11 protein-coding genes are annotated in these 12,132 nt (G+C 63.0%); 9 read left to right on the top strand and 2 right to left on the bottom strand.

Annotated elements, in window-relative coordinates; all coding sequences use genetic code 11:
• The first annotated feature begins 5 nt into the window (after window positions 1-5).
• The 9 genes from trbK-alt to ACWIKC_RS12235 all read left to right on the top strand — a co-directional run bounded on the left by trbK-alt (window position 6) and on the right by ACWIKC_RS12235 (window position 7,550).
• Window positions 6-314, top strand: a complete 309-nt coding sequence (gene trbK-alt, locus ACWIKC_RS12275) for a putative entry exclusion protein TrbK-alt (RefSeq protein ID WP_454597782.1) — start codon at window positions 6-8, stop codon at window positions 312-314.
• A 1-nt stretch (window position 315) separates the two neighbouring features.
• Window positions 316-1,638, top strand: coding sequence for a P-type conjugative transfer protein TrbL (gene trbL, locus ACWIKC_RS12270; protein WP_454597781.1), 1,323 nt, complete (start codon window positions 316-318; stop codon window positions 1,636-1,638).
• Window positions 1,639-1,644: 6 nt separating this feature from the next.
• Window positions 1,645-2,325 (top strand): conjugal transfer protein TrbF, encoded by a 681-nt coding sequence (gene trbF / locus ACWIKC_RS12265; RefSeq protein ID WP_454597780.1) that lies wholly within the window; start codon window positions 1,645-1,647, stop codon window positions 2,323-2,325.
• Window positions 2,325-3,311, top strand: coding sequence for a P-type conjugative transfer protein TrbG (trbG, locus tag ACWIKC_RS12260; protein WP_454597779.1), 987 nt, complete (start codon window positions 2,325-2,327; stop codon window positions 3,309-3,311). Before trbF ends, trbG begins: the two co-directional genes overlap by 1 nt.
• Window positions 3,308-4,477 (top strand): TrbI/VirB10 family protein, encoded by a 1,170-nt coding sequence (locus tag ACWIKC_RS12255; protein WP_454597778.1) that lies wholly within the window; start codon window positions 3,308-3,310, stop codon window positions 4,475-4,477. Before trbG ends, ACWIKC_RS12255 begins: the two co-directional genes overlap by 4 nt.
• The gene (locus ACWIKC_RS12250; RefSeq protein WP_454597777.1) at window positions 4,474-4,716 is read left to right on the top strand and encodes a DUF2274 domain-containing protein; all 243 of its coding nucleotides are present in this window, start codon (window positions 4,474-4,476) and stop codon (window positions 4,714-4,716) included. Before ACWIKC_RS12255 ends, ACWIKC_RS12250 begins: the two co-directional genes overlap by 4 nt.
• 294 nt (window positions 4,717-5,010) lie before the next feature.
• Window positions 5,011-5,148: a benenodin family lasso peptide gene (locus ACWIKC_RS12245; RefSeq protein ID WP_305930824.1), complete on the top strand. Its 138-nt coding sequence runs from the start codon at window positions 5,011-5,013 to the stop codon at window positions 5,146-5,148.
• A 63-nt stretch (window positions 5,149-5,211) separates the two neighbouring features.
• Complete coding sequence (locus ACWIKC_RS12240; protein WP_454597776.1) at window positions 5,212-5,826, top strand: lasso peptide biosynthesis B2 protein; 615 nt, start codon at window positions 5,212-5,214, stop codon at window positions 5,824-5,826.
• A complete protein-coding gene (locus tag ACWIKC_RS12235; protein WP_454597775.1) occupies window positions 5,823-7,550 on the top strand; it encodes an asparagine synthase-related protein in 1,728 nt (575 codons plus the stop codon). Before ACWIKC_RS12240 ends, ACWIKC_RS12235 begins: the two co-directional genes overlap by 4 nt.
• Here ACWIKC_RS12235 and ACWIKC_RS12230 read toward each other — a convergent pair.
• Both ACWIKC_RS12230 and ACWIKC_RS12225 read right to left on the bottom strand, forming a co-directional pair.
• Complete coding sequence (locus tag ACWIKC_RS12230; RefSeq protein WP_454597774.1) at window positions 7,536-9,683, bottom strand: Atxe2 family lasso peptide isopeptidase; 2,148 nt, start codon at window positions 9,681-9,683, stop codon at window positions 7,536-7,538. The genes ACWIKC_RS12235 and ACWIKC_RS12230 overlap by 15 nt on opposite strands.
• A complete protein-coding gene (locus ACWIKC_RS12225; protein WP_454597773.1) occupies window positions 9,683-12,037 on the bottom strand; it encodes a TonB-dependent receptor plug domain-containing protein in 2,355 nt (784 codons plus the stop codon). Before ACWIKC_RS12225 ends, ACWIKC_RS12230 begins: the two co-directional genes overlap by 1 nt.
• Window positions 12,038-12,132 lie beyond the last annotated feature (95 nt).

Genomic DNA, 12,132 nt, shown 5'->3' with positions numbered 1-12,132 from the left:
CCGCCATGGACGGCAAGCTCCCTGCGCGGATCGGTGCTGCCGTTTTCGTCGGTATCGCGGTCGCCATGACTCTCGTGCAGCTGCACAAGGACCCTGAGCCGCGCGTGGAGGAGGCAGCGACCCTCTGGATCCCGGATGGCGATCCCTTGCCGGCCCAGCTCAGGGTCTGCGCCCGGATGGGTGAGCTGGCGCTGTCCTCGTCCGATTGCCGGGCAGCCTGGGCAGAGAAACGCCGCCGTTTCTTCGGTGTCGACCATCCGGACGCCTATCCCGAGCCGGTCCTCCCGGACCCACCGATGTCGAGGGACAACTGAGATGGGCGGGACCGGCGTCGTCGATCGCTTCCTCGCGATCTTCTCGCAATATATCGACAGCGGCTTCGGGCTGCTGTCGGGCGAGGTCGCGTTCATAGCGACCACGCTGATCGTGATCGACGTGACGCTCGCCGCCCTGTTCTGGAGCTGGGGCGAGCAGGACGACATCATCGCCCGGCTGGTGAAGAAGACGCTCTTCGTCGGCATCTTCGCCTACATCATCGGCAACTGGAGCACGCTCGCCAACATCGTCTTCAACAGTTTCGCCGGTCTTGGCCTCAAGGCGAGCGGCTCCGGGCTTGGTGCCGCGGACCTTCTTCAGCCGGGCCGGGTCGCGCAGGTCGGTATCGATGCCGCCTGGCCGCTGCTCGAATCCATGCAGGATCTGCTCGGCTATGTGAGTTTCTTCGAGAATTTCCTGCAGATCGTCATCCTGCTCGTCGCATGGGCGGTGGTCATCATCGCGTTTTTCATCCTCGCGATCCAGCTGTTCGTCACCCTCATCGAGTTCAAGCTTACGACGCTTGCAGGTTTCGTGCTCATTCCTTTCGGCCTGTTCGGCAAGACCGCCTTCATGGCCGAGCGCGTGCTCGGCAATGTGGTCTCCTCGGGGATCAAGGTGCTGGTGCTCGCCGTGATCATCGGCATCGGCTCGACCCTCTTCGCCGAGTTCACCAGCGCCATTCCGGGCGAGCCGACCATCGAGGATGCGCTCGCCATCGTGCTTGCCAGCCTGACCCTTCTCGGCCTCGGCATCTTCGGCCCCGGTATTGCCAACGGGATCGTCGCGGGCGGGCCGCAACTGGGTGCCGGCGCGGCGGCCGGGACTGCCCTTCTCGCAGGTGGTGCGGCGGTTGGCGGCGTCGCCGGGGCCAAACTGGCCGGCGGTGCGGTTGCCAGCGCCGCCTCTTCGGTCGCGCGCGGTACCTCGCGCGCTGCCGGCGGTGCGACCATGGCCTATGCCACGGGTTCGGCGGGCAGGAGCGGCGGAGCAGCTGTCGCGGGCGGTATGGCCGGTGTCGGGCGCGCCGCGGGCGGCGCTGCGATGTCCCCGCTGCGCGCCGCAACCGACAGTGCCCGAGGCAATTTCCGGGAGGGTGCGCGCTCGGCTGTCGGTCACATGGGCGGGCGTATCGTGCCTGCCCCAGGTTCCCCGCCCTCCGATAGCGGACAGGCAGCGGGAAGCGACGGTCCGCCATCCTGGGCCAGAGCCATGAAGCAGCGCCAGAGCCTCGGCCACTCCGCCTCGCTCGCCGCGCACACCGTGCGCGGCGGTGACGGCCACGGTGCGGGATCATCCATAGACACACGAGAAAAGGACTGACGGCGAATGTTCAAACGCCCTTCCACGCGGTACGGCAAGACGCCGCAGGCAGAGACGCCATACCAGCGCGCGGCGCAGGTCTGGGACGAACGCATCGGTTCGGCACGGGTCCAGGCGAAGAGCTGGCGCTATGCCTTTTTTGGCGCGCTCGGTCTGTCGGCGGCGCTGACCGGCGGTCTCATCTGGCAGAATGCGCGCGGCACGATCGTTCCCTGGGTGGTCGAGGTCGACAAGCTGGGCGAAGCGCGCAGCGTCGCGCCCGCCGATGCGGCTTTCCGTCCAACCGAACCGCAGATTGCTTTCCATATCGCGCGATTCATCGAGAACGTCCGGTCCATTCCCGACGATGCCATCGTCGTGCGCGAGAACTGGCTGCGCGCTTACGACTTCGCGAGCGATCGCGGCGCGCTCGCACTCAACGAATATGCGCGCGCCAACGATCCCTTCGCTGTGGTCGGCCGTGAACAGGTGGCGGTCGAGGTCACCAGCGTGATCCGTGCATCGGCGAAGAGTTTCCGCGTGGCCTGGGTCGAGCGGCGCTACCGCGACGGTGCGCTTGCCGAGACGAGCCGCTGGACGGCGATCCTCGGCATCACGGTCCAGCCACCGCGCGATCCCGACGCGCTGACCCGCAATCCGCTCGGCATTTTCGTCACTTCCATCAACTGGTCAAAGGAGCTCGGCTGATGTCCCGCCCGCAAACCCTCATTCGTTCCGGCCTCGTCGGCATTCTCTCGCTCGCGTTCGCCGTGCCCGCTTCGGCAACGCCTGCCCCCCAATCGCGGGCGGCTGCGGCGGCGGTTCGCGCGATCGTGCAAATCTCCCCAATCGCTGTCCTGTCATTCCTGGCCAGAGACTCTTCCCCATCGCGGCAGGCCTCCCCCACTGCCGCGCGCCGCTCCCCTGCCTCTGACCCCGAGGGGCATGTGGGGGCGGCGAACGATGCCGCCCGTATCCAGCCCGAGGATGCCGGTTTCCAGAACGCGATCCAGCGCTATGCCTATAGCGAAGGCGCATTGTTCCAGGTCTATGCCAAGCCGGGGCAGGTGACCGACATCGCCTTGCAGGAAGGCGAGACGCTGGTCGGCCCCGGGCCGGTCGCCGCAGGCGATACCGTGCGCTGGATGATCGGCGACACGATCAGCGGTCGCGGCGCGACTGCCAGGGTGCATATTCTCGTAAAGCCGACCCGGCCCGATATCGCGACCAACCTCGTGATCAACACCGACCGGCGCACCTACCATGTCGAGCTGCGCGCCAGTCCTCGCATCTACATGGCATCGGTCAGCTGGATCTATCCCCAGGACGAGCTGATCGCCCTGCGGCAGGCCGAAGCCGAGGCGGCGCGCGCCGCACCCGTGGCAGACGGCTTCACGCTCGAACGACTGAATTTTTCATACCGGATATCGGGCGACCGGCCCGAGTGGCGACCGCTCCGCGTGTTCGACGACGGGCAGCGCACGCTGATCGAATTTTCGCCTGACATCGCGCAGGGTGAAATGCCGCCGTTCTTCATACTTGGCGAGGACGGCGAGGCCGAGCTCGCCAATTACCGTGTGTCCGGTCGCTACATCATCGTCGATCGCTTGTTCGAACGAGCGGAGTTGCGCCTTGGCGCCGGTCGCAGACAGGTGAAGGTCCAGATCAGCAATCGCGCGCGGTTCCGGTCATGACCGAGCAAACCGTCGATCACCATCCTGACGATGCCGAGAAGATCGTCCGCCTGCGCGGTGAAGGCCCGCGCGTCGTACGGCTCTCGCGCAAGGCCGTCGCCCTTGCCAGCGCCGCCGCACTGGCCCTTGTGGGCGCAGCCGTGCTTTTCGCGCTGCAACCAGCGTCGCAGGACGAGGGCGAAGAGGTCTTCAAGACTGCGGGCATCGCTGTAGCCGACGGTCTCGCATCGGCACCGCAGGACTACTCGCAGGTGCCAAGGCTCGGGCCCCCGCTACCCGGCGATCTCGGCCGACCGATACTCGACGCGCAGGACCGGGGAGCCGTTGCCGCATTGCCGCCCGTGGGCGCCCAGCCACCTCCCCCGCCCCAAGCGATCAGCCCCGAAGAGGCTCGCCGCCAGCGTATCGAACAGGAGCGCGACGCGGCCAGGGGCAGCCGCCTGTTCTTTGGCGGTAGCGCTCGTCCGGCCGCCCCTGGTCCCGCAGCCGCTGCGGAAACCGTAGCGGCAAGCGATCCATCGACGATCACGCCATCGCCGCCGCCTGCCTTTCTCGATCGCCCGTCAGAACTTCGTACCGCTTCGGCGCAGGGTCTCGTAGCGTCACCATCCACTGCTGTCCTGCAGGCCGGTTCGATCATTCCGGCCGCCCTCATTACTGGAATTCGTTCCGACCAGCCCGGCCTCGTAACCGCGCAAGTGACCCAGAATGTTTACGACAGTCTTTCGGGGCGCCGGCTGCTGATTCCGCAGGGCGCGCGGCTGATCGGCGACTATGCGTCCGATGTCGGCTTCGGCCAGCGCCGCGTCCTGCTCGCTTGGATTCGCCTCATCCTGCCCGATGGTCGTTCCATCGTCCTGGACCGCCAACCCGCCGCCGATCCTTCGGGCTATGCCGGGCTCGAGGACGGAGTCGACTATCACTGGGGCGGGGTGGTCAAGGCCGCGCTCGTCTCGACCCTGCTTGGCGTCGGCAGCGAACTCGGTTCGGGCGGCGACAGCGAGCTCGTTCGCGCGCTGCGCCGCGGCAGCCAGGACAGCGTAAACCGTGCAGGCGAGCAGATCGTCGCGCGCGAGCTCGATATTCGCCCTACGCTCACCATCCGCCCCGGCTACCCGGTGCGGGTGCTGGTGACGCGCGACATCGTCATGGAGAAGGGCGTATGACCCGTTTGAAGCTGTCCGATATTTCCGATGAAAAGCCGGTCCGGCTGTCGATCGAAATCCCAGCCCGTCTGCACCGCAGGCTGGTTGATTACGGCATCGTTCTTAACGGCGGAGTGACCAAGGACGCGCCGCAACCAGCCGCGCTTGTCGCGCCCATGCTGGAACGGTTCATCGCCAGCGACCGTGAATTTTCAAAGGCAAGGCGGAGGGCGAGGTCTGCTGAAAACAGCAGCACCTGACCGATCGGCGTTGCCGCTTTGACGGGCACGTAGTGTTGGCTATTCCCCTACGAATTAACGCAATATACAATGCAACCGCGCGAGTGTTGCTGAAGACCGGGTGTCGGTACGTATGTCCAGGCGGTTCGCTAAAGGTATCGATGTGCCTGCCAACAGGTGCTTTCATCGCCCGGTTTCGTGCTCGGGGTTCCGCGCCAACTTATAATGCGATTATAAGTTGGCGGTGTCCCTGGCGCCTCGCCACTCTTGCATTTGCGACTGATTGAGTCGCGAAACCAGCAAGAGGAATGAAAGATGAAAGAGTTCGAAGAAAACCACGATGAAGTCATCGACCTCGGCAAGGCCTCGGTCGAAACCAAGGGCGCCGTCGGCTTCTATATCGATGCCAGCGGCGGACAGTTGGCCAACAGCCCGGGTCTGCTCGACGACTGATCCCCCGGCGGGCTGTGGCGGCCAATCTTTACCGCCCAGCCCGCCAATCCGGGCTTTCAACCGATGGACCTCAACCGCGAAGGCCTCGCCTGGCGCGTTCTGGATGATCACATCATCTTTCTCGACGTGGCGAAGGACCGTTACTTTCGACTGTCCGAAAAGGACAATCGAGAATCTGTCGAACAACTCGGCCGGAATTCGAAAGAGCTTTGGCACCAGCCTGACTGCCTTGCGCGGCCTGCGGACTGGAGTGCCCCGAGCCGATCAAGTCCGGCGATCGGCCGGCACGATTTCAGTCTTCCTGCGATTGCAAGGGCGTTTTGGACCCAGCGCCGCGTCGAAGCACGCCTCTCGAAGTTCCCTCTGTCGGTCGTTCTTTCTCAATTGCGTAGCGTGGTAGAAATGAGGTCGGAGAAACGGACCGAGATCAGCGAGAAAGGTCTCCGATTCATTGGCGCTTTCGAGGATGCACGGTTGTTGCGCACTGCGGCCGACCGCTGCCTCGCCCACTCGATCGCGCTTGCAGCGTGTCTCGCGGCATGCGGGGACCAGGCCCGGGTTGTTCTCGGCGTCCATTCGCCGCCTTTCGCTGCCCATTGCTGGGCGCAGCACGCGGATACCGTCCTGAACGACAATATCGAGGAAGTGCTGCGCTATCAGCCGATTCTGGTGGTATGAAACCGCTTCGGTTTGTCCTTGCCGTTCCCCGCCGCGCGGCAAACCTTGCCATGCCCTCGATTGTGGAAACCCCGGAACAGGTTTGTACCGCTGTTCCCGCCTTGTGGTGTGACAGCGAGACGCCTTGGCATTTCGCGAACGGGCGATGCTGCGTGATCGGCATTGCATTTTCGCGAGGTACGTTTCGCCGGGTCTCCTCAGTCGTCGAGCCGGTGCCGGATCGCGCCACTGCTGGCGCTACAGCCAGATATCTCGTCACCAAGTTTTGGGGTGGATACTTCGCAATAATAGAGGACCATAGCAACGGGCACATCGGTTTGCTTGTCGATCCGTCCGGGCTTCTGCCGGTCTACCATCTCACCACGCCGGACCATGATCTGTATGCGAGCGACCCGTGCCTGTTTGCGAGAAGCGGTATGCCAGAGCCGCCGGTGTCATACCTCGCGCTACACGCTCATCTGCTCAAGCCTGAACTTCGCCGCCGCGTGACCTGCCTCGAAGGCGTTGACGAGCTCGCGCCTGGCGTGCTGCATTTTCCCGGCATGCCCGAAGGGCCGCCTCAAGCGATCTGGCACGCGACCGACTTTCTACCGAGCGGTGAAATCCTGGATTTCGAAGAGTATGCCGACCAGTTGAAGGGTCTGAGCACCGCGGTGATCCATTGCTGGAGCGAAAGCTTGGGCATGGCCAGCGTGTCTGCATCGGGAGGTGTCGATTCGTCTCTCATCTGCGCGGCTCTGACCCATGCGGAGCAGCGCTTCGATTGCGTGACCCTTGCGACTTTGGATCCTACGGGCGACGAGCGTATCTACGCCCGCCGCGTCGCGGACTGGTTCGATGTGCGCTGCGCCGAACGGGTATACGACCCTGCACTCTATGATCCAAACCGATCAGCGTCTGAGGGTTTGCCAAGACCGGCTCGCCGGTCATTCCAGCAGGTTCTCGACACCTTGCTCCTCGATGCGATGACGGAACTCGGGGCCTCGACCATCTATGACGGCAATGGCGGCGACAATCTGTTCTGCTTTCTGCACTCCTCCGCACCGGTGGTCGACAGGTTGGCCGCGGAGGGTCTCGGCGCAGGTGCGTGCCGCACCCTTGTCGACATGTGCCGCATTACCGGCTGCTCGATCCCAAGCATGGGCGCAGCCGCATTTCGCAGGTATTCTCGCAAACGCAGGAAGGAAACCTGGCGCGACGATACGAGCCTCCTGGTCCCTCAGACGGGAAAGGTTTCTACGGAGGCCCTTGTGCCCTGGCTGAGCAATGCGCCGCAGGCGGTCTCGGGGAAGAGGGACCATCTTGCCCTAATCATGCGGGCTCAGAATCACATTCACGGTCTTTCCGCAGGCCTGCCTCGATTTTCGCCGCTGGCAAGTCAGCCGCTTGTCGAATTTTGTCTCGGCGTCCCGACATGGATATGGGCGAGTGGCGGGAAGAACCGCGCGCTGGCTCGCGCGGCCTTCGCCGACTGTCTCCCTCGTTCGGTGTTGGCGAGAACCTCGAAGGCCGGCCCCGACAGCTTTGTGCGACAGGCTTTTGCGCGGAACCGGGCCGCGATTGGTGAGCGGCTGCTCGACGGGTTGCTGGCCGCGAACGGCCTGATCGACCGGAAAGCACTGGAGACAGCTCTGCGAACCGACGAAACTGACGATGACAGCAGGTTCGGACGCGTGCTCGACCTCCTCGAAGCCGAGAATTGGGCGCGCTCATGGATCGGCTGACAAGGCGGCAGAACACAGCAACTGTTGTGCTGCCGGAGCGCCCTCCATGGCCCTCCACCGGGCGTATTGCGGTTTGCGAGACGGATCGCAATTCGCTCTGTTCATCAGCCAGAACTCGAACCATTCCGTCACGCGCTCGTACATCGCACGGCGATGCGCAGGCTGCCATTTGACGTGGGATTCGCCGGGAAAGACGTAGAGCTCGATTGCCTTGTCATTGTGTGAGAAGGTTTCGACGACATCGAGGCCTCCTTCGTACTCGCTGTCCGCCGCCTGGATCAGCAGCGGAACATCCACCTGATCCACATTGAGGATAAGCGACATGGGCTGCCAGAAGGTCTCTGCATCTGGCTCGAAGTAGCGGTAACCCATGTCGCGGAGATAATCGGTGAATTGCGGGCCTGCTGCCAGGGCGAAGGCATAAAGATCCTCGCAGCACGATCCCATGGAGGCGGCCTTGAACAGATCGGAATTGATCAAGGCGAACTGCACTGTGGAACCGCCGTCGCTGAACCCGCTAATTCCCATTCGAGCCGAATCGACCGCCCCGGTCCCGATGGCATGCTGGACTGCCATTTCCAAAGCCGACTGGACCTGCCCGCGATCCGCCCATGCATCGTCGCTCAATGTTCGAAGCTCGGCTTCGCTGGTTGCCAGATATGCCTCTGGGGGGAAATCGGGGCGGTCGAAGCTCAGCACGGCGAACCCGCGCGCAGCAAGGGGCTGAATGGGGACCTCGTCTCCTGTTCCGCCGCGCAGAAAACCCCGGCTTCGGTATTGGACCACGATGAGCGGATGTTGTTCGCCAGAGCGATGATCCGGCGGCAGGACCAGATCCGCAAAACTCTCGACACCATTGGCCAAGCGCAACTGGAACCGCTGCACGAAGCCATAGCGGATGTTCGCAAGATGGGGGTTGGGATCGTGAATGACGCGTTCCCGCCCGGTACGCATATCGATCGCGATCAGACGTCGGGGCCGCGTGGCACCCTCGCGTCCACAGATGAGTTCATTTGCGTTGGCCGCGCAGCCTACGAAAACGTCGTCGGAAAGCAAGACTTCCTTCGGCGCGCTGTCGCCAATATCCCAGCGCAGCAACGCTGTCTGGCTATCGGCCCAGCCTGTACGCTGGACCATGAAGAGCGCGCGCTCCGAAGACGACCAGAACAGGCTCCGAAGACCATCGCACCGCGCGCTGTCACAGACCTCGCGGCGGCCGTCAGGAGCGCGGAGAACAAGCCGGTTCGGACTGAGGATACGCGCCGGAAAATCGGGCTCGAGCCAGGCCGAATATCCGTCCCGTCCGGCTTGAAAGCCGCGTGCATTCTCGGGCACTCCTGCCCCGCGCGGAGGAACGAGCAGCGCCGCCTCTTCCTCGGTCGCGGGCCGCGATGAACCATCTCGAAGCGAAACCCAGCGATACTGAGGTGCTGCGCTTCCGGTCGGAATCGGGCGGTTGGCCGCCTGCGGCGCAAATCGGTCATCGAAGAGAAACCCGCGCTTCCCTTCGCTGGCGATTGCTTCGGCTGCGAGCCGGATGGAGGGCCGGGTGCTGAGTACGAGAGCCGAACCGTCCTCGCTCCATGCGAATGCATCGACGTCGTCCGGCAGATGAGACGATTGCACCGCCTCAGTTCGACCCGATGGCCCAGCCAGCCAGACCTGGGTTGTCCCGTCTTCACGGCGTAGAAAGGCAATTTTCTTGCCATCGGGCGACCATTGCGGCGCATGTGTTTTTGGCCATCCGGCAAGAATAGCGGTGAAGCCCCGGAGCGGAAAATCGTCGCGAATGAATTCACCGCCGCGCGCCACCTCGATTGCAGGACCTTCACCCGTGATCGGCGCGACCAGCAATTTCAGGCAGTAGGCGTTCGCAGCAGGATTGGCGCTATGGACAATGAAAGCGATCTGTCTTCCATCGGGGGATACATCGAACACGCTCTGATTGGGTGTGCCAACCGGTGCGCCGATATCCGTGATCCCGACCAGTTCGTCGGTGGTCCACACGCTTGGCCTGCTTTTCGGTTGGCTCGTTCGAACCGGGAATGCGGTACATGGATCTTCGCTCGCCGAGGGCAGGTCGGCTGTGGGTACGATGGTTTGACCGAGCGCCAATGCCAGGAGCACCGACATCACCAGTGCCTCCGCACGCCGAAGGCAATGAAACGGCCGATTGGCGAATAGTTCGTTGAATCGTAGGGTGTAGCGGTCGGGCCTGTCTGTCCTATGATTTCCGGCTTGTCGTTGAACAGGTTCTGGACGGTCAGGGAGAACTCAAGTCCCGGATCGCGATCTTCGCCGCGAATTACCGCATAGCGCACGCCAAGATCAACCGTTGCACTCGGCGACAGACGCTGCACTTCTGCCAAGCGCCTGTCGACCAAGGCTCCGGTGTAGTTGACCGCAGCATTGGCGATGAAACCACCGACCTGATATCTTGCCGTTGCACGCGCGCGATAGCGCGGCGGGTTGAAAGTAGTGCCGGCAAGCTGGACCTCGCCAAGTTCGGGTGTGATCGTCTGTCTGCTGCGCAGCCAACTTCCGTTGAAATCCAATCCTACCGACCGGTCACCGCTGAAATCGCGGTTCCATGCGATTCTGGCGTCCAGCCCTTCCACGCGCCATGCCGCGACGTTGATATTTCGGTTGTCGAACAGGACAATCACGTCCGCCGGATCGAAGGGCCGGCCCGTGAAGTTCTCCAGGCCGAACTGCGCGCCCGCGATGAGGTTTGCCAGTTCCGCCGGATCGGGAGAAAAATCGATCAGGCTAGCATAGCCTGGATTGTTGATCGCGGCCGCGATCGATCCGGCAATGGGCGCGACGACGCGGTCATCGTACCGGATGTCGTACCAGGTCGCCGATAGCGTCAGCTCAGGGAGGGCAACGGGCTCGAATTCCACTCCCGCAGTCCAGCTGCGGGCGCGCTCGGGCTGGAGGTTGGGATTGCCGCCTCCGCTGAGAAACACGGTATCGGTGCCCGTTCCCGCTCCAAACGCTGCAGCGGGAACGAGAATGGCTTGTGAAAAGATGTTCTGCTGAAAAAGTGTGGGCGCCTTGAATGAGCGCGCCCAGCTTGCCCTGAAAAGCACGCCGGCACCGGGCGAATAATTGAGCCCGATTCGCGGCGTCGCAAGTCGGTCGAGCTCTTCATAGTCCTCGTAACGGACCGCCGCAGACAGCGTGAGCTGCGCGATACCGTCGATTGCATTTTGGCGCGACACCAAAGGAAGATAGAGTTCCGCATAGGCAAAACGAGACCGTTGCGCCGCGTCGAATTCCGCATTCAGGGCAGCGCTTTCCAGTGAGTAGTCGAGGTCATTGTTGCGCAACCCTATGCCGACTGCGAGACGCGTATCGCCGCCTGGCAGGGTGAAGATCGGACCTTCCGCTCCGATCTCGATCGACGTTATTTCGTGAAAGTAGCGCCCGGTGGAAACGCGGGACGGCCCGGTGCCCGGAATGAAACTGGTCTTGAAGCGCGTCCGGTCGCGCCCGAAAACACCCGCAAGATTGGCTTTCCAGCGCGGGCCGAGGTCGAACGCGAGCGAAGGAGACAGGGCATAGGATTTCACTTCGGGCTCGCGCAGGATTTGCTGTTCAGGGGTGGCGTCGAGCGAGGTTGAATCGCGGTGGGAATAAAGAGCATCGAGACTGGCTTCGACACCTGGTGTCAGGTTCTGGTGCGCGGAAAATGTGATCGCGTGACGCTGTAACGATGGATAAAGCAGGGTTTCCGGTTCAAGCGAGCCCGCATAGGAACGCTGGCCGGCTTCGATCCCGGAGTTGTTCGCGAAGTCGTAGGCGACGACGAGACCGCCGCTGTTCCATCTCGTCCCTGCGACGATATCGGCCTGCTGGCGGAAATTGCCCCCGTCGGTGCTCGCTCCGAGTTGAGCCGATGTCGTCACACCCTCGAAGTCACGGCGCAAAATGACGTTCACGACCCCTCCGACGGCATCTGACCCGTACAGCGCCGAAGCTCCATCGGGGACAACCTCGATCCGATCGACAATCGCGAGCGGGATCGCTGAGATATCCACCCCCTGCGATGACGAGCTGTAGGGTAGCCGGTGCCCGTTGAGCAGTGTCAGCGTCGCATCCGGGCCGAGTCCGCGCAAATTGGGCGTCGATGCCGAATTGACATTCTCATTCGCTATGCCGCCGCCCGAACCGACACCGGGATTCTGACCGCCGGAGAAGTTCTGCGGCAAAGACCTGATGGCTTCACCAAGATCGACCTGACCGGTCTCGATGATTGCTTCGCGATCGATTGAGGTGACTTCGCCAATCACGCGGGCCCCCCGGATCCGTGTACCGGTAACGACGATGGCTTCGCTCTCGTCGCTTGCCTCGCCTGCTATCGGTTCGTCCTGACCAGTATCTCTATCTGCCGGCTCAGCGACCTGGGCAAGCGCTTGCGCGGAGCAGCCCACCAAAGCAGTCCCCGCGAGAAATCCCGAAAGGCCCGTCATCCCAAATTTCATTGTCGTCTCCCTGATCGCGGCGCACCTTGAGGTTTGCCGATGCAGGGGATGACGCACGGAATGGAGGCCACCTTAGTTTCAAAAGAAATTATTTT

It is taken from the genome of Qipengyuania sp. SM2507, from assembly GCF_053714505.1.
Note: the sequence above shows the minus strand (reverse complement) of the source record. Positions and strands in the feature narration are given on the sequence as shown.